Origin of the sequence: Streptococcus oralis subsp. dentisani, assembly GCF_007475365.1 — a bacterium.
In the GTDB taxonomy this organism is placed as follows: domain Bacteria; phylum Bacillota; class Bacilli; order Lactobacillales; family Streptococcaceae; genus Streptococcus; species Streptococcus mitis_AX.
Genome location: NZ_CP034442.1, coordinates 1,488,443 through 1,510,186, shown reverse-complemented (window position 1 = coordinate 1,510,186; position 21,744 = coordinate 1,488,443). Strand labels below are relative to the sequence as shown.

The window sequence follows — 21,744 nt, the reverse complement described above, 5'->3', positions numbered from 1 at the left end:
AAAATCGGTTTTATGTAAACGCTATCATATATGATAATAACAAGGAGGTTTTGTCATGAAACTAGAAAAGAAACAGCGCTTCTCCATTCGTAAATACGCGGTTGGGGCAGCTTCTGTACTGATAGGATTTGCTTTTAGCGCACAAGTCGTATCTGCTGACGGGATTACTCCAGCTCCAACAGCTGAAGAAACTGTCCAAACTATTCAGGAGAGTCCACAAGCAGTCAAGGAAGCTGTAGACTCCAAGGTTCCAGAAAAACTAGAAGAAAAGACTGACGAGCCTGTAAAAGAGGAGGTCAAAGAAGACCAGGAGGCTCCTCGAACAGTTGCTCCAAAAACAGAAGAGTCAAGCGCACCAGTTGTGACAGAAAATGCTAGTCCAACTCCTACTGCCGAGAAAGAAAGCACTGCCCCAGCTGAAACTCCTGCAGAAAGTACTCCTTCAGAAAAGAAAAATGAAGCCGTCACACCTGCAGTAGCCACTCCTAGTACGGAACGAGCAGCTCAAGTAAATGAAAAACTGGCAAAACGAAAAATGATCTCAATCGATGCTGGACGCAAGTACTTTTCTCCAGATCAACTCAAAGAAATCATCGACAAAGCCAAACACTACGGTTATACCGATCTTCATCTACTAGTTGGAAATGATGGCATGCGTTTCATGCTAGACGATATGACCATCAAAGCCAATGGTAAAACCTATGCAAGCGACGATGTCAAACGTGCACTCGAAAATGGAACTGATGCCTACTACAAGGATCCAAACGGCAACCATTTGACAGAGAGTCAGATGACGGACTTGATTAACTACGCTAAAAACAAAGGCATTGGTCTCATCCCAACTGTAAACAGCCCTGGTCACATGGATGCGATTTTGCATGCCATGAAAGAACTAGGCATCCAAAAACCGAACTTCAACTACTTTGGTAAGGAATCTGCTCGTACCGTTGACCTTGATAACAAAGAAGCTCTTGCATTTACCAAAGCTCTGATCGACAAGTATGCTGCTTACTTCGCTGGCAAAACTGACATCTTCAACATCGGACTGGACGAGTACGCCAATGATGCTACAGATGCCAAAGGCTGGAGCGTTCTTCAGGCCTATAAATGGTATCCAGAAGATGGATTCCCTGACAAGGGTTATGATAAATTCATCGCCTACGCAAACGACCTTGCTCGAATCGTTAAATCTCACGGTCTCAAACCAATGGCCTTCAACGATGGAATCTACTACAATAGCGATACAAGCTTTGGTACTTTTGACAAAGATATCATCGTTTCTATGTGGACTGGTGGATGGAGCGGATACGACGTCGCTTCTTCTAAACTTCTAGTTGAAAAAGGCCACCAAATCCTTAATACCAATGATGCATGGTACTATGTTCTCGGACGAAATGCCGATGGCCAAGGCTGGTACAACCTCGACCAAGGTCTCAATGGGATTAAGAACACTCCAATCACTTCTGTACCAAAATCTGAAGGAGCAGATATTCCGTTCATCGGTGGTATAGTAGCTGCTTGGGCGGATACCCCATCTGCACGCTATTCACCATCACGCCTCTTCAAACTCATGCGTAGCTTCGCAAATGCCAATGCTGAATACTTCGCAGCTGACTATGAGTCTGCTGAACAAGCTCTGAAAGAAGTCCCAACAGACCTTAACCGCTATACTGCAGAAAGTGTCGCAGCTGTCAAAAAAGCTGAAAAAGCTATTCGCTCACTCGATAGCAACCTCAGCCGTGCCCAACAAGACACCATTGATCAAGCAATCGCAAAACTCCAAGAAGCTGTTAGCAACTTGATCTTCACACCAGAAGCTCAAAAAGAAGAAGACGCGAAACGCGAAGTTGAAAAACTTGCCAAGAACAAGGTAATCTCTATCGATGCTGGACGTAAGTACTTCACACTTGACCAACTCAAACGCATCGTAGACAAGGCGAGCGAGCTCGGCTACTCTGATGTGCATCTTCTCCTAGGAAATGATGGACTTCGCTTCCTCCTTGATGACATGACCATCACAGCTAACGGCAAAACTTATGCAAGTGACGATGTCAAAAATGCCATCATTGAAGGAACAAAAGCTTACTACGATGATCCAAACGGAACCACTCTTAGTCAAGCTGAAATCACTGAATTGATCGAGTACGCAAAATCAAAAGGCCTCGGACTCATCCCAGCAATCAACAGCCCAGGTCACATGGATGCCATGCTCGTTGCTATGGAAAAACTTGGAATCAAGAATCCTCAAGCAAACTTTGACAAGGTCTCCAAAACAACCATGGACCTTGAAAACGAAGAGGCGATGAACTTTGTCAAAGCCCTCATCGGCAAGTACATGGACTTCTTTGCAGGCAAAACGAAGATCTTCAACTACGGTACAGACGAATATGCCAATGATGCTACCAACGCCCAAGGCTGGTACTACCTCAAATGGTATGGACTCTATGGCAAGTTTGCTGAGTACTCTAACACCCTTGCTGCTATGGCTAAAGAAAGAGGCCTTCAACCAATGGCCTTCAACGATGGTTTCTACTACGAGGACAAGGATGATGTTGAGTTTGATAAGGATGTCATCATCTCTTACTGGTCTAAAGGATGGTGGGGCTACAACCTTGCATCTCCTCAGTACCTTGCAAGCAAAGGCTATAAATTCCTTAATACTAACGGAGACTGGTACTACATTCTCGGGCAAAAACCTGAAGATGGTGGCGGTTTCCTCAAAAAAGCAATTGAAAACACTAAAAAAACACCATTTAACCAGCTTGCATCTACCAAATATCCTGAGGTAGACCTTCCAACAGTTGGAAGCATGCTTGCCATCTGGGCAGATAGACCAAGCGCTGAGTACAAGGAAGAAGAAATTTTTGAACTCATGACTGCCTTTGCAGACAATAACAAAGACTACTTCCGCGCTAACTACAATGCCCTCCGTGAGGAACTTGCTCAAATCCCTGCAAGCTTGGATGGATACAGCAAGGAAAGCTTGGACGCCTTAAATGCAGCTAAAGAAGCTCTCAACTACAACTTCAATCGTAACAAACAAGCCGAGTTAGACACTCTCGTATCCAAACTCAAGGCAGCCCGCCTAGGCCTCAAACCAGCGGCAACTCACTCAGGAAGCCTCGATGAAAATGAACTAGCTGCCAATGTTGAAACCAAACCGGAACTCATCACAAGAGCAGAAAAGATTCCATTTGAAGTTATCAAGAAGGAAAATCCGAACCTCCCAGCCGGTCAGGAAAAGATCATCACACCAGGTGTAGATGGCGAACGCACTCATTACATCTCTGTCCTTACTGAAAATGGGAAACAAACAGAAACCGTTCTAGATAGCCAAGTAACCAAAGAACCTGTGACCCAAGTGGTTGAAATCGGTGCCCCTATTACTCACAAAGGGGATGAACACGGTCTTGCTCCAGCCGCAGAGACAAAACCAAGACTGGATATCCAAGAGGAAGAGATTCCTTTCACTACCGTAACACGTGAAAATCCACTCTTGCTCAAGGGGAAGACTCAAGTCCTTACCAAAGGTGTTAACGGTCGTCGCAGTCATTACTACTCTGTAAGCACTACTGCTGATGGCAAAGAAGTGAAGACTCTTGTCGATAGCCTTGTAACGCAAGAAGCAGTGACACAAGTTATTGAAGTCGGAACCCTTGTTACCCATGTAGGGGATGAACACGGTCTTGCCCCAGCCACAGAAGCAAAACCTAGACTAGACATCCAAGAAGAAGAGATTCCGTTCACTACCGTGACACGTGAAAATCCGCAATTGCCAAAAGGACAAAGTCAAGTCGTCGTTTCCGGAGTAAATGGCCGCCGTACGATTTTCTACTCTGTCAGCACTACTGCTGACGGCAAGGAAGAAAGAACCCTTGTCAATAGTGCGGTATCGCAGGAAGCGGTCGCTCAGGTTGTCGAAGTCGGAACTGCCGTTGAGAAAGCTGAGCAAGCTGAAGCAACTACTAGCAAAGCAGATGAAAAACAACTCCCTGCAACAGGAAGTCAAGACTCTGCGGGCTTGGTCGCAGCAGGACTCATGGCTACGCTAGCAGCCTACGGACTCACTAAGAGAAAAGAGGATTAAACCTCTTCGACAAGAATACAAAAAAGCGAGATTCAATCTCGCTTTTTGTTGTTATGATTAGTCACCCAGTCCGATACGTTCAAAGATATCATCCACACGTTTAGTGTAGTATGCAGGATTGAAGATTTCGTCGATTTCCTCTTGAGTCAGGCGTGATGTCACTTCTGGATCGGCTTCCAAAAGTGGTTTAAAGTCGACTTGGTTATCCCAAGAGTGTGCTGTCTTAGGTTGAACAAGGTCGTAAGCTTGCTCACGTGTCATACCTTTCTCAATCAAGGTCAACATAGCACGCTGGCTGAAGATGAGACCGAAAGTTGAGTTCATGTTGCGGATCATGTTTTCAGGGAAGACTGTCAGGTTCTTAACGATGTTTCCGAAACGGTTGAGCATGTAGTCAATCAAAATGGTTGTGTCTGGTGCGATGATGCGCTCAGCTGATGAATGAGAGATATCACGTTCGTGCCAAAGGGCTACGTTTTCATAAGCCGTTACCATGTGACCACGGATAACACGCGCCAGACCAGTCATGTTTTCAGAACCGATAGGATTGCGTTTATGAGGCATTGCTGAAGAACCTTTTTGCCCCTTGGCAAAGAACTCTTCCACTTCACGTTGCTCAGATTTTTGCAGACCACGAATCTCAGTTGCCATGCGCTCGATAGATGTTGCGATGCTGGCAAGAACTGCAAAATACTCAGCATGAAGGTCACGAGGAAGGACCTGTGTAGAGATTTCTTGAGCACGGATACCCAATTTGTCGCAGACGTATTGCTCTACAAATGGTGGGATGTTGGCAAAGTTCCCAACCGCACCAGAGATTTTACCTGCTTCCACACCAGCAGCCGCATGCTCAAAACGCTCGATATTGCGCTTCATTTCGCTGTACCAAGTCGCCAATTTAAGACCAAAGGTTGTAGGCTCAGCGTGCACACCGTGGGTACGACCCATCATAATGGTGAACTTGTGCTCCTTGGCTTTGTCTGCGATGATGTTGGTGAAGTTTTCAAGGTCCTTACGAATGATGTCGTTGGCCTGCTTGTAGAGGTAACCGTAGGCCGTATCCACCACGTCGGTAGAAGTCAACCCATAGTGAACCCACTTGCGCTCTTCACCAAGCGTCTCAGAAACCGCACGCGTGAAAGCCACCACATCGTGACGAGTCTCTTGCTCGATTTCCAAAATACGGTCGATGTCAAAGTCCGCCTTCTCGCGAATCAAAGCCACATCTTCCTTAGGGATTTCCCCTAACTCAGCCCATGCCTCATCAGCCAAGATTTCCACCTCAAGCCAAGCACGGTATTTATTTTCTTCACTCCAAATGTTCGCCATTTCAGGACGGCTATATCTATCAATCATGTTTAATTTTCCTTTCTTTTGATATTTCACATTTGATATTTCACATCAGTTAGCAACCAGCAATCACTTTACTCAAACTCTTCTTTCCCAATCCATACAGATGGATAGTGATCTATTGTATTCAAATCCGTATCCAGCGGTAGATCATAGATAGCTAAATAGTTTTCAGGGTATTGTGTAGCTAGTTCTTTATATCTAGCTTGCACCTTATCTTGGTCAGCACTAGCAAACAAGACTTCAACAATTGCTCCAGTCTTATCCTTTTCAATAAATGCGCCAACGATAATTTGTATCATAGTAATTGATAAAGTCCGTAGCTCGTATTCAGTTTTAGTAAATACGAGTATCCTTGTTCCTTTCTTTTTTGTTTATTTTATTCTATCAAGGATTGTACTTCTTGATTTACTCAAGTAAACCCTAATACCATTATTTAGTTTTTATAAACTATATAATCGGTTAAAAATCATTTTCTTCCAATTCTTTTAAATACAGCTTGAATAGTTCCATAAATATTCTATCAATAAGAACAAGTATAAAGAACCAGATGAAATAATTTCTAGATGTGTCATCCTCTTTTTGGAGAGATTTTAAAGATGGTAAATTTTCTTGATAGGACAAAGCATTATGAGCTAACCTATTCCTATTTCTGTATAGTTCCTCATATTGTGACTCCAAAACAACTTCTACACTAGCAGAAACTTGTGCTTTAGGCTGGAACATTTTTGTACTATTCGTAAGAATCTGTCCCTCCCCAACTTTAAAATCATGCACAAAATAATCATATTTCCTTTGCGTCCAAGTAACTAAAACCGAATTACTAAAAATTTTTTTTATTGCTTCTACCGACTCATCAATCCATTGCTGTTTTGATAGGTGATTTACATCATAAGATGCCTTTACCGATTTTATTAGTTCATTCAAGCGCTTATAGATAGCAGACTTATCTTTATAACTTGAATACTCTGCCAACTTATCTTCATTTTTTAGAAGAGTTCTTCGATACCCATAATCATATGTAGCCATTTCCCATGCTATACATTTCATTTTCTGCTCTTGGAAACCAGTCATCTTTAAAAACAATGAATGAATAATATACTCAGATAAAGGATAGGTTTCAACACCATCATTAATCACATAACTCGCTGATACCGCTTCTTCTAAGACTGTAGTTATTGGAGTAAAAATAAATGCTTCATGATTGCTCATTTTATATACCTACTGTAAATCTCATAAGAACTTTGAATTCTATTTCGTAAATGCATCAAAGCATTTGGATTCTTTGTATGTTTCATGTCACTTTTAAATGATTGAATTTCTTCTTTCAAATCTAGAACTAAATTATTTATAGAATTGATATCCAGCTTTTTACTCTCAAAGAGAGTATACTTTAACAAACCAAAAGCAACTAAATCTATATCAATAATTGAATTTAAAACTATTTGATTAGTTATAACCTCCATAAATTTTCCAACTTCTTCTAATTTATTTGAATAGTCTTCTGCTGTTACATAGTCTGGTAATGGAGAAAATAAATCGCTATCTGCACCATATGCAACAAAGTAAATGAATTCCTCATATAGTTTTTCCATTCTTCGAGCATATCTATAACCGACCTTATTTATATTGACTTTTTCTTTATAATGAGATATTAAAGCAATATAACGAACAAAATCCATTTGCGCATCATTAATTCTAATTGATTTACTAAATTCTGGTTCAAAAAAATCTACCAGACCATCTCTAAGAAAATATAGTGATTTTCTACTTTCCTGAGGAAGTAATGTTTCACCTTGAATATTTATGTTTCTAAACACAGAAGAATAATATCTTTGCTGTTCAGAGTAAAACTCATCAACACTTTCACCACCCGTAACTTGTGGGACAAGATAACAAAAACCAAGATAATGTGAACGTAAAAATTCTAAACTAATTTCTGAAATTTCATCATAATTATCTTTTTTAATCTGTGAAAGTATTTGTTCTTTGCTGTTACCTTTCTCCGTTAACTTCTTCAACGACCACTCTAAAATATTATCAAACTCATCAATATCTATTTCTGAATCATTATCATCAATCAAGTTTGAAATTTTCTTTTTATATTTTTCTTTATTCGGAAAAATACCTAAGAAGCTAAGAAAAATACTAGTCAAACGTTGTTGCCCATCTAAAATTAAATTTTCTCGTTCATCTCCCTTATCATAAGAACCAATAGTAACTGGTGGTACAAATTCATTTTTTCGTATACTCTCAATTAGTTTCTCTGTTTTCTCCTTATCCCAAACAAATAATCTCTGATAATCTGGAAGAATGATATTTTTTTTCAAAATTAAATTCATCCAATGTTCTAAAGTATATTCACCATAGTACACTTTACTCTCCATACTAAAACTCCTTCCCTTTCCCAAACTCAACCACACTATTTAGCACATCACTAAACAAAGTTATATGCCCTACCCTACGGTTGTGCTTGTCTTCTATAATCATTTATTTACCGCCCACTCCGCCGCTTTCTCTGCATGAATCACTGTTGTGTCGTAGAGAGGCAGGTCAGTGTCGGATTGCTTGACGAGGAGACCAATCTCCGTACACCCCAAGATAACAGCTTCAGCGCCTGCTTTTTTCAATTCATCTATAATGGCAAGATAAACCTGTTTTGAGCTTTCTTTGATGTTCCCTAGGCAAAGTTCGTCATAAATAATTCGACTAACCTCTGTAATGCCAGCTTGATCTGGAATCAGCACTTCTAACCCAGACTCTATTAATTTCTCCTTGTAAAAATCTTGAGTCATGGTGTACTTGGTCCCTAGGAGACCGACTTTTTGAATACCGTCAGCCAACAAGGCCTGCGCAGTTGCCTGCGCAATATGCAAGATTGGAATCGTAATCTGCTCTTGTATCTGCGGAGCAACCTTGTGCATGGTGTTGGTACAAATAACGATGAAATCTGCACCAGCTTGCTCCAAGCGCTGAGCAATATCTGCCAAAAGTCGACCGCTTTTCTCCCAGTCTCCGACTGCTTGATAATGCTCAATCTCTGCAAAATCAACACTATAAAGTAGAATCTTAGCAGAATGCAGACCACCCAGCTCTTTTTTGATGGTTTCGTTGATGATTTGGTAGTAAGATGTGGTGCTTTCCCAACTCATACCACCAATCAGACCAATAGTTTTAATAGGCTAATTAAACTCCTCCTTGCTTATCACAACCGACGAATAGTGTGGCAAGCTACTTAGATCTGTATCCAATGGCGAATCATAGATAGCCAGATAATTGTTTGGATATTGAATCTTTATTTTCTGATATTGGCTTTTACTTTTTCATGGTCGGCACTGGCAAAGAGCACTTCCACAACGGCGATTTCTTTTCCTTCCTCCACAAAAGCGTTGACAATAATTTGAATCATAAACTGGTCTCCATTTAGCTTTAAAGATTATCATTTTCTGAGTCTTCATGTATAGAAAATTCAAATGAAATTCTCTCAGGATGTCTAGGCAGACCGTAACTACTCAGATAATCCTTAACTTCCTTCACGGAACAAGAATATTCTAAGACTAGCTGATTGCCAGCTCTCTCTAAAATATGAATCCCCTCTCTATCCGCAATCTCTGGAACAATCAAATCGTCCGTATAAGTCAGTGTTACGGTCGTTATTTCATCATCTAGCAATTCATCAAATTCTTCTGTCATTTCAAAAATCAATTCCCTCACCAAACTCAACCACACTATCCGGCACTTTACTAAACAAAGTCACGTGTCCCATTTTGCGGTTGTGCTTCGCTTCTATTTTACCATACATGTGGAGGTGGGCGCTTGGATTTTCTGTGACATATTTTTCAGCGGCCTCGACATGCTGGCCGAGAACATTGAGCATGACAGCTGGTCCATGCAGGTGGATAGCTGGCAATGGTGCTCCGAGAACACCGAGAATATGGGTATCAAACTGCGAAAAATCGCAAGCTTCAATTGAGTAGTGGCCTGAGTTGTGTGGACGTGGGGCGATTTCATTGACAATGATGTCATCAGCAGTCGCAAACATTTCCACGCAAAGGGTTCCAGACAAGTTCAGCTGTTCTGCAATTCGCACTGCCATAGCTTTAGCTTTTTCTGCTAAGCTTGCTGGAATGCGAGCAGGGACAATGGTTTTTGAAAGAATGTTGTTGCGATGAATATTTTCCTGAACCGGAAAAACCGTCACGTCCTTGCCATTTCCTGACACGATAACAGAAATTTCAAGGTCGAAGTTGACAAATTCCTCCAAAACACAGTCTGCTGAATCCGCTAGCGCATAGGCTTCTTCTAAGTCTACTTCCGAGCGAATAACCTTTTGACCATGGCCATCATAGCCACCGGTCGCAGTCTTGAGGACATAGTTTTTAGAGAGGTCGATATCTGCTAAGTCTTGGCTTGAAGTCACGACCTTGTAGGGTGCCACAGTGACTTGAGCCTTGTTTGAAAGAAAGTCCTTTTCAGAAATGCGATTTTGGGAAATGCGGAGCAGATCTGTCCCTTGAGGGAGTTGTCCATCCTTGATAACCGCATCCAAACCGTCAGCATCTACATTCTCAAATTCATAAGTCAGGACATCGCAACGCTCAGCCAACTGACGGAGGGCATCCACATCATTATAAGGAGCCACGATGATCTCCGCCACGCAAGAGGCTGGGCAATCCGCCGCAGGATCCAGCGCGATAATCTTGTGCCCCATATAAATGGCAGAAATAGCCATCATCTGACCCAGCTGACCGCCACCGATAATTCCGATTGTTTTAGATGAGCTCATTTGTCGACTCCTCTGCGATTTTTCCTTGTTCTTCTACGAAATCTGCCAAAGCTATCGCGATAGCCTGATTCTCTACTGACAAGAGACGGAGGGCAAATAGAGCCGCATTTGTCGCACCTGCTTCACCAATAGCCATGGTCGCAACAGGCACACCGCCCGGCATCTGAACGATAGAGTAGAGCGAGTCCACGCCACTAAGAGCACGTGATTTGACTGGTACACCAATGACAGGAAGGGTTGTTTTGGCAGCTACCATACCTGGCAAATGGGCTGCGCCACCCGCACCAGCGATGATGACCTTGATGCCACGGCTACGAGCTTCTTCGGCATGTCTGAACATGAGATCAGGTGTACGGTGGGCAGAGACAACTTTCTTTTCGTAGGCTATACCGAAGCGGTCTAGGACTTCGGCGGTTTTTTGCATGGTTGCCCAGTCGGATTTTGAGCCCATGATAATGGAAATTACTGGTTTCATAGTTAATATCCTTTCCTTTCTTTTTTCAATCACCTTAAGTTGTGAGGGACGGCAGCAGCCACCAAAGGTGTCTCATGCCTAAATCGGAAGACCTTGGGCTTCCGATTTCCCTGAACGATTGGCTTATAATCCAATCGTTCTTTCACAACGGCGGTGATTGTTCTATATTGGCTCGTTAACGCTCGCAAACCATACGACCATTAACATATTTTGTGAATTTTTATTTTTCTTTTTGATACTGATCTTAGGTGGTGGGGACGGAAGCAAACCTTCGGTTTCATTCCTAAACTTTGAGCCTAGGGTCTCAAAGTTTTCCCCGACCAGAACATTCACTGTTCTGGTCTTTTCACCACGGCGACCATTATCGTACTTAGCGACTTCGTAGCTTTATTCTTATATCTTTATCGAATTGCCTTGCTTCCGATATCGGTTCGGTAAAAGAGACCTTCTGTTTTTTGTTGAGCGAGTTCTTGGTAGATGGTGTTTTGGGCATCTTTTACAGTGTCTGCTGTGGTGACGAGCATATAGACACGTCCACCGTTTGAGAGCAGTGCTCTGCTATTTTCCGAAAACTTAGCCCCTGCATAATAAGTGATGATGTCGCCCTCAGTCTTGGCTGGCAACTCTAGGCCCTTTGCATAATCCAGCGGGTAGCCGTTTGATGCGACAACCACACCCAAAGTAACACCCTCATCTAGCCAGGTAATAGCAGGCTCCTTACCATCTAGGATATCCGTAATATTTTGTGCAAAGTCAGATGTCAAACGAGGCAGGATAATCTGAGTTTCTGGATCTCCAAAACGAGCGTTAAACTCGATAACCTTAGGTCCATCAGCTGTCAAGATAAGACCGGCATAAAGGACACCCAGATAAGGGCGACATTCTTTAATCATCCCTTCAAGGACTGGCTTGACAATAGTCTCCACTGCCGTATCAACTACACTCTGTGGCAAGTGAGGAACCGGCGCATAGGCACCCATACCACCAGTGTTAGGCCCTTTGTCGCCATCATAGGCACGTTTGTGATCCTGAGCCGTTGGCATGATGTAGAACTTGTCGCCATTGACAAAGGCAAAGAGAGAGAATTCCTCACCTTCAAGAAACTCCTCGATAACCACACGCGCACCTGAGTCGCCGAATTTATTATCCAGCAGCATCTGGTGAGCAGCTTCGACTGCTTGCTCAACCGTTTCAGCAACGACGACACCTTTCCCAAGGGCCAAACCGTCTGCCTTGACTACGATAGGCGCCCCCTGCTTTTCGATATAGGCCTTGGCTTCCTCAAAATCTGAGAAGGTCCCATAGGCTGCTGTCGGAACGCCATACTTGACCATGATTTCCTTAGCAAAATCCTTGGACCACTCCAGCTCCGCTGCTAATCTTGTCGAACCAAAGGCTTTGAGACCAGCTGCATTGAAATCATCCACAATCCCAGCAGCAAGGGCGTCATCTGGCCCGATAAAGGACCAAGCTATATCGTTGGCTTTTGCAAATTCAATCAATTCAGAATGTTCGGAAATAGAGATATTTACCAATTCCAGACCATCTAGAGTCATCCCGTCATTCCCAGGAGCTACAAAGACTTTTTCAACATCTTTTGACTCAAGCAACTTCTTAGCAATGGCATGTTCACGACCACCCGAACCGACAACTAACAGCTTCATCTTACAACCTCTTTTGCGAATTATTTACTAATATTATAACACAAACGTTCGCTTTAATCTCGTTTCGTTCTGCCTTTTAATCAAAAAAAGGAAAGAAACTGTTTTCTTCCCTTTAACGTTCTTAATGTCTAAAATGTCTCACTCCTGTAAAGACCATAGTCAAGCCGTATTTATCAGCCGCTTCGATTGACTCTTGGTCACGGACAGAGCCCCCTGGCTGGATGATGGCCTTGATACCTGCTTTAGCGATTTCTTCCACGTTATCCGCAAATGGGAAGAAGGCGTCGGAAGCAAGAACAGCACCATCAAGACGATCTTTAGCCTGATCAATGGCGATACGAACAGAAGCCACACGATTGGTTTGACCAGGGCCAACACCAAGTGTCATGTGGTCATTAGTCACGATGATACCGTTTGATTTGACGTACTTGATAGCTTTCCAAGCGAACTCAAGAGCAGTCGCTTCTGTCTCGGTCGGCTGGCGCTTGCTCACCACTTGCCAGTCAGCCGGGCTTTCCTTAACCACGTCTTGGTTTTGCACAAGAAGTCCACCAACCACGCCTGTGTATTCTGCCTCTACCTCACTAGCATCTTGAGCATCAAATGGTAAGGCAAGGATACGTAAGTTTTTCTTTTTGTTGGTCAAAATGGCCAGCGCTTCATCTGTATAGCTCGGTGCGATGATGATCTCGAGGAAAACGCCGTGCATCTTCTCAGCTGTCGCAGCATCCACCTCACGATTAAGGACGACAATTCCGCCAAAGATAGACACTGGGTCAGACTCATAAGCGTAATCCCAAGCAGTTTCGATGTCATCAGCCTGACCGATTCCACATGGATTCATATGTTTGAGGGCCACAACAGTTGGACGGTCTTTAAAATCACGAATGATACGGATAGCCGCATCAGCATCACGGATATTGTTAAAGGACAATTCCTTACCATTGAGCTGTTTCGCTGATGCAATTGAGTAATCCGTTGGAAAAGCTTTTTGATAGAAGTCCGCATCCTGTTGAGGATTTTCCCCATAACGCATTGGTTGCTTGAGGTCGTAGGTCAAAGTGAGCTTTTCAGGTTTGCTTTCTCCAACTTGAGCTGTGAAATACTCTGCAATCAAGGCATCATAAGCTGCTGTGTGACGGAAAACCTTGGCTGCCAAACGTTGACGAGTTTCATAAGTCGTTTCACCATTTGCTGCCAATTCGTCCAAAACCACTGCATAGTCAGCAGGGTCTACCACAACTGTCACGCTGGCATGGTTCTTCGCTGCTGAACGAAGCATAGATGGCCCACCGATATCGATATTTTCCACCGCATCAGCGTAAGTCACATCTGGTTTGAGAATCGTTTCCTTGAAAGGATAAAGGTTGACCACAACAAGGTCAATGAGCTCGATCTGATTGTCCTTAGCCGCCTCAAGGTGGCTATCGAGATCACGACGAGCGAGGAGCCCACCATGGATATTTGGGTGAAGGGTCTTGACACGGCCATCCATCATTTCTGGGAAGCCCGTCACATCATCAATTGCAATGGTCTCCACACCAGCATTATCAAGGGTAACCTTTGTCCCACCTGTCGAGATAATCTCCCAACCAAGTTTTTTAAGTTCTTGGGCAAATTCAACAATGCCCACTTTGTCTGAGACGCTGATTAAGGCGCGTTTAGTCATGTTATTTCCTTTCATTTACTTATCCAACAATTCTCTAATAACCTCTGGATACAACTTGTACTCAGCCTCATGAATGCGAGCTTCAAAGCTTTCGATGTCATCATCAGCGAGCCTTGGCACACGAACTTGTTTGATGACCTTGCCTGTATCCACACCGGAGTCCACCCAGTGAATGGTCACGCCACTCTCAGCGACACCAGCATCCCAAGCATCCTCAATCCCATGAGCTCCTGGAAATTCTGGCAGGTAGGCCGGATGAATGTTGATAATTCGACCTTCATAAGCCGCCAATAAGGTTGGGCCGACGATTTTCATATAACCCGCCAAACAAACCAAGTCAATCTGGTGTTCTTCCAAGAGCTCGACAAGAGCTGCTTCGTAGTCCGCCTTGTTCTCAAACTCCTTGAGTTCAAAAGCATAGGACAGGACGCCGAGCTTGTCTGCACGTTCCAGCACATAGGCGTCACGATGGTCTGAAAAAACAAACTCCACCGGAAATTCTTCGGCAATCACCTGAAAATTTGAGCCATTACCAGAGGCAAAAACCGCTATTTTTTTCATTTGATGATGACACTTTCGTTTTCTTTCTTGACGATGCGACCAATTTCATAGACTGGTTCATCCAGCAATTCCTCGACTCGACCTACATTTTCAAGGCTAACTGCCAACATGAGGCCCACACCCATATTGAAGATTTCAAACATTTCTTCGTGCTTGATCTGACCGTATTTTTCAAGGGCTTTGAAAATCGGAAGAACTGGAACTTTATCTTCTTCGATTTCTGCTGCTAGATCGTCTGCAAACATACGAGGGATATTCTCGATGAAACCACCACCTGTGATGTGGGCAATACCGTTTACCAAGCCTTCCTTGATGAGTGGCAAGACAGCCTTGACATAGATACGAGTCGGCTCAAGAAGGACTTCCTTGAGTTTCTTGCCTTCCAATTCTGGTAAGACTTCCTCACCTGTATAGTCGGCAAAAACACGACGCACGAGTGAGTAACCATTGGAGTGAATCCCACTCGAAGCAAGTCCGAGAAGAACATCGCCTTCTGCCACCTTTGAGCCGTCAATGATTTGAGATTTTTCAGCCACGCCGACTGCAAAACCAGCCAAGTCGTAGTCATCTGCGCCATACATACCAGGCATTTCAGCTGTTTCCCCACCGATGAGGGCAGCGCCTGCCTGCACACAACCTTCTGCCACACCAGCAACGACTTGTTCTAGTTTAGCTGGTTCATTCTTCCCTGTCGCTACGTAGTCAAGGAAATAGAGGGGCTCCGCACCTGCAGCGATGATATCATTGACACACATGGCCACACAGTCCTGACCGATGGTATCATGCTTGTCGTATTTGATGGCCAGCATGAGCTTGGTTCCGACACCGTCAGTCCCTGAGATCAAGACAGGTTCTTTGACACCTGTTTTTGAAAGGTCAAACATACCACCAAAACCACCAAGAGCTCCCATAACACCTGCACGCTCCGTACGAGCCACATGTTTTTTTATTCGTTCAACTACTTCATAACCCGCTTCAACATCCACACCCGACTGGGCATAAGCATTTTTATTCGTCATTTTATTCATTCCTTTCCTTTAATGGAAAATCGTTATCCGCCTATTTGTAAAAACTGGTCTTTTCTTCCAAACTTCTACGATAGTCTTCCTCATAGTCGTAGAGAGGAGTTGGGTAGTCGCCGTCAAAGTAAGCGACACAGAGACCACCGTTCGGCGCATCTGTTTCAATACCAATCGAATCAATCAAACCTTCAACAGAAAGATAGGTCAGGCTATCTGCTCCAATGATTTGGCGAGTTTCTTCGACCGTATGATTGGCAGCAATCAGCTCCTGACGCGTCTGGATATCAATCCCGTAGAAACATGGATAAGCTAGCGCTGGACTGCCAATAGCAACGTGAACTTCAGAAGCCCCCGCTTCTTTCAAAAGCTGAACGATACGGCGAGAGGTTGTCCCACGAACAATGGAATCATCAATCATAACCACACGTTTGCCTTTGACAACACCCGAAACAGCAGACAGTTTCATCCGCACCCCTTGCTCCCGCAATTCTTGAGTCGGTTGGATAAAGGTGCGTTGGGTGTATTGGTTTTTGATGAGACCCATTTCATTTGGCAGACCAGACTCTTCCGCAAATCCCATAGCTGCGCTGAGTGAGGAATTTGGCACACCGACCACGATATCCGCTTCGTGCTTAAATTCACGCGCCAATTGAGCCCCCATACGTTTGCGAGCTGTATGGACATTAACACCATGAATGTTAGAGTCAGGGCGAGCAAAATAGATATACTCCATAGAGCAAATCGCCAACTGTGTATCATCTGTATAGCTATCATACTGGATGCCCTTATCATCAATGATCACAATCTCTCCAGGCTTCAAATCTCGGATCCACTCAGCACCAATAACTTCAAAAGCACAGGTTTCGGAGGAAACCACTACCGCTCCGTTGGTCATTTTCCCAATCGAAAGCGGACGGAAGCCATTAGGGTCAAGCGCCGCAATCAACTTGTCCTCAAAAAGCAAGATATAAGCAAAGCCACCTTTGACAAGACTGAGTGCTTCCTTGATTTTACCCATCAAGTTCGGATTGTGACTCCGACGAATGAGGTGGGCTAAGATTTCTGAATCAGAGGTTGAGCTGAAAATAGCACCTCTTTGTTCCAATTCTTTCTTAAGAGATTCTGCATTGGTCAGGTTCCCATTGTGAGCCAGCCCAAACTGCATATCATGAAAGCGAAAGAGGAAGGGCTGAATGTTATCCACAGAAGCTTCGCCAGCAGTCGCATAACGCACATGCCCAATCGCGCTCGTTCCAGTTAGTTTATCCAAATTAGCTGGATTTCTGAACACTTCTGATAAAAGCCCCATATCACGATGACGCTTCAATTGTCCTTGATCATTGGAGAGGATTCCTGCCCCCTCCTGACCACGGTGCTGAAGACTATGGAGACCAAAATAGGTCAATTTAGCAGCATCTGGATGCCCCCAGATACCGAAAACACCACATTCTTCATTAAGAGATTTTACTTCGTATGTCATTTTTTATACCTTTTATTTCCCCGTGAAATAACGCACAGCTGACGCGAACAGGTGCTGGTCTTTATTTCCTGGGATGTTTTGGAAAAGACCATCTTCATAACGTTCTGAGTGTCCCATTTTACCGATGATTTGGCCGTTCTTGCTGGTAATTCCTTCGATGGCATTGACAGAACCATTCGGATTGTACTTAGAGTCCATGCTTGGTTTGCCGTCAAAGTCAACGTATTGGCTGAAGATTTGGCCATTGTCACGGAGCTCCGCAAATTCCTCAGCTGTCACAACAAACTTCCCTTCACCGTGCGAAACAGGGATAGCATGGATGTCGCCCACTTGCACACCAGCCAACCATGGCGAATTGGTATTGGCGATCCGAGTTTCCACCATCTTGGCCACGTGCTGGTTGGCATCATTGTAGAAAAGAGTTGGACTAGTACTGCTGGCATCCTCAAAGTTCCCGTATGGAAGAAGACCTGATTTGACCAAGGCCTGGAATCCATTACAAATACCGATAATCAAGCCACCACGAGCGATAAAGCTATCAATGGCTGCACGCACTTTTTCATTGAGCAGGATATTGACAATAAATTTAGCTGAACCATCTGGCTCATCCGCAGCTGAGAAACCACCTGCAAAGAATAGGATATTTGCCTTGCCGATATTGTCAACCATGGTTTCAACTGCCTTGACAATGGCCTCTTCATTCAAGGTCACGAATGGTACTAAGTTGACCTCTGCACCTTCTTTTTCAAAGGCCTTGGCTGAGTCATATTCTGAGTTGGTTCCTGGGAATACTGGGATGTAAACCACTGGTTTTTCAATAGTTTCCTTGGCTTTGATGACTGCGTCAGAAGCGACAGCTGGAACTTCGTCCAGTTCTTTAGATTGGGCAAATTCTGTTGGGTAAACTTCTTCTAATTTTCCTTGGAAGGCACTGTCAAGTTTGTGTCCATCTAGCTTCACACCGTTGACAAGGAGTGTAAAGTCTACTTTCGTTTGACCGATTTTCTCTACTCCAGCGATTTCTTGATGAGAGGTGAAGACAAATCCACCCAATTGAGCTGTCAAAGCTGTTTCAAGTTCAGGCAAGGTTACCTCTGCACCGATATGGTTCCCAAAGGTAGCAAGAGCCAAGCTTTCAAGGACACCACCATATTTGACAGCTGATGCAGATGTTACTTTGTGGTCAGCTAGGATGGCTTCAAACTGAGCAAAGTTAGACTTGATAAGATCAAAGTCAATTTCTTGTGCTAGAGCTTGACCTGGGATGTAGTAGATGTTTTCACCAGCAGTCTTGAACTCAGGAGAAAGCACCTTACGGCTATCTGCTGTTGTCACCCCAAAGGCAACCAAGGTTGGCGGTACAGTCAATTCTTCAAAAGTACCAGACATGGAGTCCTTACCACCGATAGATGGCAAACCAAGTTGGATTTGTGCTTCGATAGAGCCTAGAAGAGCTGCTACTGGCTGACCGAAACGATCTGCTTGTTTATCCATGCGCTCGAAATACTCTTGATAAGAGAAGCGGGCCTTGGACCAGTTTGCACCAGTAGCCACTAAACGAGCAGTTGCTTCGATAACCGCATAAGCAGCACCGTGGTATGGAGACCATTCTGCCACATAAGGGTTAAATCCTTGCGCCATGACTGACGCAGTGTGAGTCACACCGTGTTGAACTGGTAATTTCTGCACAGATGCCTCAGTTGGTGTGAGTTGGTAGCGACCACCAAGTGGGTGATTGACCGTTGAACGACCGACCGAGCAGTCAAAGATGGTCTGCAAGCCTTTTTGACTCGCATGGTTGAGATCAGATAGAACTGAAAGGGTATCTGCTTCAAGTGTGTTAGTACTTGTTGTGCGTTCTTCTGGGAGTTTGACATCCTTGTCCACAACCTTGGCATCAACGACTACGCGCACACCGTTTGTATCAAGGAAACGACGTTCCAAGTCGACGATGGTTTCACCATTCCAGTGCATGACTAGATTTGGTTTTTCAGTCACTGTCGCAACCACAACAGCGTCAATATTTTCTTTATTACATTCTGCAACGAAGGTATCTACATCCTCAGGACGAACCACCACGGCCATCCGTTCTTGAGATTCAGAAATAGCAATTTCGGTACCGTTCAATCCTTGGTATTTAAGAGGAACCTTATTGAGGTCGATTTCAAGACCGTCTGCCAATTCACCGATGGCTACACAGACACCACCAGCACCAAAGTCGTTGGATTTCTTGATTAGACGAGTGACAGCACCATTACGGAAGAGGCGCTGAATCTTGCGTTCTTCGATGGCATTTCCCTTTTGAACCTCAGCACCGGCAGTCTCTACAGACTCAACTGTTTGAACCTTAGAAGAACCTGTCGCACCACCGACACCATCACGTCCAGTCTTACCACCGAGCAAGATAATGACATCGCCCGCTTCCGGTTTTTCACGGACAACGTTGCCCTTTGGAGCTGCACCGACAACTGCACCAAGCTCCATACGTTTGGCTACAAAGCCTGGGTGGAAGTATTCACGAACGTAGGTCGTCGCAAGCCCAATCTGATTCCCGTATGAAGAATAACCGTGAGCAGCTGTTTTAGAAATGACTTGTTGCGGCAATTTCCCAGCACGAGTTTCCGAAATCGGTGCTGTAATATCTCCAGCACCTGAGATACGCATAGCTTGGTAGACATATGAGCGACCTGACAATGGGTCACGAATAGCTCCACCGATACAAGTAGCCGCCCCACCAAATGGTTCGATTTCCGTTGGGTGGTTGTGGGTTTCGTTTTTAAACATGAGGAGCCAAGGTTCCTTGACGCCATCAACGTCCACTTCGATTTCAACCGAGCAGGCATTGATTTCGTCAGACACTTCCATGTCGTCCAAACGGCCATTGGCACGCTCATAACGACCGAAAATAGTCGCCATATCCATCAAGGTTTGTGGTTTATCAGACCGACCTAGCTCCTCACGCATGGCAATATACTTGTCATAAGTCGCTTGCAATTGCTTTTGGAATTTAGAAGCTGAGAAATCAATCTGTTTCAACTCCGTCTCAAAAGTCGTGTGACGGCAGTGGTCAGACCAGTAAGTGTCCAAAACCTTGAGCTCTGTTTCCGTCGGCACACGCCCGATTGACTTGAAATAATCTTGGATAAAGAGCAAATCATCCACTTCCATGGCCATACCTTGCTCGGCCTTGTAGCGGGCAAAGTCTTCTGCCGTATAGCTTTCAAAGAAAGTCAATTTCGGAATTGTCTTGTCTGACTCAGAAAATTCCTGCTTGGCAATTCCTGTCGTGATATCCTTGAAACGAGAATCCACTGGATTGAGCAGGTAGTTCTTGACCGCTTCCAACTCAGTCGCATCAATATCGTTATTAACCAAGTACAATTGTGCTGTGTTGACCGTCACGTCACTCGAACTTCCCAGCAAAAGCAAGGCTTCCTGTGAAGAAGCTGCACGCTGGTCAAACTGCCCTGGCAGGCTTTCAATGGCAAAAAAAGCATAGTTGGCAAGATCTGCCTGCACAGCAGCTTCATCCAAGACATGGTCTGTCACCTGTTCAGAGAAGATGTGCTTCTCTGCAGGTGCAAACAAGTCCTCTGCCAAATCAAAGACATCATAAACTTGCACAATGCGAATACTTTTCAAAGTTGAAAGTCCCAAGTTGTGCTGGAGCTCTCTTACCAAACTCTCTGACTTAACCTGAAAATCAGCCTTTTTCTCAACAAAAATACGTTTATCCATCAATTCTTATTCCTTTATTTCAGCTCTTGCAATGTTCCCAAACAGCCTTTAGGTTGTTATTTCAATCCTTGCAACTTTTCCCAGACAACTTCGTAAACATCAGTTAGTTCTCCCAATCCTCTACGGAAAACATCCTTATCCATGTGGTTACCGTCAGCGTCCCAAAGTCGGCAGTTATCTGGTGAAAATTCGTCTGCCAAGATGATCTTACCATCCTTGTCAAAACCGAACTCTAGCTTAAAGTCAATCAATTTAAGGCCAATCTCAGCAAACCAAGCCTTCAAGAGCTCATTGATACGACGGGTTTCTTCCTTCAAGTAAGCAATCTGCTGGTCATCCGCAATTTTAAGGAATTTCACATGCTCGTCATTGATAAAGGGATCATCCAAATCATCATTTTTATAGTAAAATTCGACAATTGGAGTCTCAAATGCGATACCTTCATCAACGCCAAAACGTTTTGAAAATGATCCAGCCGTGTAGTTGCGGAGCACAACTTCCAAAGGAATAATCTCAACCTTTTTATTGAGCTGTTCCGTGTCCGAAAGTTTCTCCACAAAGTGAGTCGCTACACCAGCAGCATTTAACTTTTCAAAAATAAAAGATGAAATCTGATTATTCAAGACTCCCTTGCCCGCAATCTGCTCCTTCTTGACACCGTTGAAAGCAGTCGCCTGGTCCTTGTAAGTTGAAATAATGAGATTTTCATCCTCAGTTGTATAGATATCCTTGGCTTTTCCCGAATAGATCAATTCTTTTGACATTTTAAAGTTCGCCTTTCGTATTTCTTTACTTCATTCTACTACAAAATAACGGAAATAGCAAGAATTTGCGAACGACGGCGAAGATACCTCTTTTAAATATTAAGAAAAACTGTAAAATCAAAACATTTTACAGTTTTAAAAGTATAAT

The 21,744-nt window shown here is 44.0% G+C and carries 16 protein-coding genes and 2 pseudogenes; 1 reads left to right on the top strand and 17 read right to left on the bottom strand.

The window, feature by feature from the left end; all coding sequences use genetic code 11:
- The first annotated feature begins 55 nt into the window (after nucleotides 1-55).
- Nucleotides 56-4,087, top strand: coding sequence for an LPXTG-anchored beta-N-acetylhexosaminidase StrH (gene strH / locus EJF26_RS07570; RefSeq protein ID WP_000764177.1), 4,032 nt, complete (start codon nucleotides 56-58; stop codon nucleotides 4,085-4,087).
- Nucleotides 4,088-4,144: 57 nt separating this feature from the next.
- Here strH and purB read toward each other — a convergent pair whose 3' ends face one another.
- The 17 genes and pseudogenes from purB to purC form a co-directional block, all read right to left on the bottom strand.
- Nucleotides 4,145-5,443, bottom strand: coding sequence for an adenylosuccinate lyase (gene purB, locus EJF26_RS07565; protein WP_000567245.1), 1,299 nt, complete (start codon nucleotides 5,441-5,443; stop codon nucleotides 4,145-4,147).
- Nucleotides 5,444-5,511: 68 nt separating this feature from the next.
- Nucleotides 5,512-5,739 carry a hypothetical protein gene (locus EJF26_RS07560; RefSeq protein WP_000614684.1) on the bottom strand — a complete coding sequence of 76 codons (228 nt, stop codon included), beginning with the start codon at nucleotides 5,737-5,739 and terminating at the stop codon, nucleotides 5,512-5,514.
- A gap of 160 nt (nucleotides 5,740-5,899) precedes the next feature.
- Nucleotides 5,900-6,649 carry a hypothetical protein gene (locus tag EJF26_RS07555; protein ID WP_000064904.1) on the bottom strand — a complete coding sequence of 250 codons (750 nt, stop codon included), beginning with the start codon at nucleotides 6,647-6,649 and terminating at the stop codon, nucleotides 5,900-5,902.
- The gene (locus EJF26_RS07550) at nucleotides 6,646-7,824 is read right to left on the bottom strand and encodes a DUF262 domain-containing protein (protein ID WP_000444515.1); all 1,179 of its coding nucleotides are present in this window, start codon (nucleotides 7,822-7,824) and stop codon (nucleotides 6,646-6,648) included. Before EJF26_RS07550 ends, EJF26_RS07555 begins: the two co-directional genes overlap by 4 nt.
- A gap of 1 nt (nucleotide 7,825) precedes the next feature.
- Nucleotides 7,826-7,921, bottom strand: a pseudogene (locus tag EJF26_RS10350) (phosphoribosylaminoimidazole carboxylase); the annotation flags it as partial.
- A 2-nt stretch (nucleotides 7,922-7,923) separates the two neighbouring features.
- Complete coding sequence (locus tag EJF26_RS07540; protein ID WP_025168973.1) at nucleotides 7,924-8,616, bottom strand: aspartate/glutamate racemase family protein; 693 nt, start codon at nucleotides 8,614-8,616, stop codon at nucleotides 7,924-7,926.
- A gap of 3 nt (nucleotides 8,617-8,619) precedes the next feature.
- Nucleotides 8,620-8,846, bottom strand: a pseudogene (locus EJF26_RS07535) (phosphoribosylaminoimidazole carboxylase).
- 20 nt (nucleotides 8,847-8,866) lie between these two features.
- A complete protein-coding gene (locus EJF26_RS07530; protein WP_002931759.1) occupies nucleotides 8,867-9,130 on the bottom strand; it encodes a hypothetical protein in 264 nt (87 codons plus the stop codon).
- A gap of 1 nt (nucleotide 9,131) precedes the next feature.
- Entirely contained in the window at nucleotides 9,132-10,223 is a 1,092-nt protein-coding gene (gene purK, locus EJF26_RS07525) for a 5-(carboxyamino)imidazole ribonucleotide synthase (protein ID WP_000099006.1), read from the bottom strand.
- The gene (purE, locus tag EJF26_RS07520) at nucleotides 10,210-10,698 is read right to left on the bottom strand and encodes a 5-(carboxyamino)imidazole ribonucleotide mutase (RefSeq protein ID WP_000805596.1); all 489 of its coding nucleotides are present in this window, start codon (nucleotides 10,696-10,698) and stop codon (nucleotides 10,210-10,212) included. Before purE ends, purK begins: the two co-directional genes overlap by 14 nt.
- A gap of 401 nt (nucleotides 10,699-11,099) precedes the next feature.
- Entirely contained in the window at nucleotides 11,100-12,362 is a 1,263-nt protein-coding gene (purD, locus tag EJF26_RS07505; RefSeq protein WP_000772179.1) for a phosphoribosylamine--glycine ligase, read from the bottom strand.
- Between the two features lie 121 nt (nucleotides 12,363-12,483).
- Entirely contained in the window at nucleotides 12,484-14,031 is a 1,548-nt protein-coding gene (gene purH / locus EJF26_RS07500) for a bifunctional phosphoribosylaminoimidazolecarboxamide formyltransferase/IMP cyclohydrolase (RefSeq protein WP_000166565.1), read from the bottom strand.
- Between the two features lie 15 nt (nucleotides 14,032-14,046).
- The gene (gene purN / locus EJF26_RS07495) at nucleotides 14,047-14,592 is read right to left on the bottom strand and encodes a phosphoribosylglycinamide formyltransferase (protein ID WP_000717477.1); all 546 of its coding nucleotides are present in this window, start codon (nucleotides 14,590-14,592) and stop codon (nucleotides 14,047-14,049) included.
- Nucleotides 14,589-15,611, bottom strand: coding sequence for a phosphoribosylformylglycinamidine cyclo-ligase (purM, locus tag EJF26_RS07490; RefSeq protein WP_025168974.1), 1,023 nt, complete (start codon nucleotides 15,609-15,611; stop codon nucleotides 14,589-14,591). The genes purN and purM overlap by 4 nt, the downstream gene beginning before the upstream one ends.
- A 40-nt stretch (nucleotides 15,612-15,651) precedes the next feature.
- Nucleotides 15,652-17,094, bottom strand: a complete 1,443-nt coding sequence (gene purF, locus EJF26_RS07485; protein ID WP_000220661.1) for an amidophosphoribosyltransferase — start codon at nucleotides 17,092-17,094, stop codon at nucleotides 15,652-15,654.
- Nucleotides 17,095-17,106: 12 nt separating this feature from the next.
- Nucleotides 17,107-20,832, bottom strand: coding sequence for a phosphoribosylformylglycinamidine synthase (locus tag EJF26_RS07480; protein ID WP_000361224.1), 3,726 nt, complete (start codon nucleotides 20,830-20,832; stop codon nucleotides 17,107-17,109).
- A 56-nt stretch (nucleotides 20,833-20,888) separates the two neighbouring features.
- On the bottom strand, nucleotides 20,889-21,596 hold the full coding sequence (gene purC, locus EJF26_RS07475) for a phosphoribosylaminoimidazolesuccinocarboxamide synthase (protein ID WP_000032091.1): 708 nt from the start codon (nucleotides 21,594-21,596) through the stop codon (nucleotides 20,889-20,891).
- Nucleotides 21,597-21,744 lie beyond the last annotated feature (148 nt).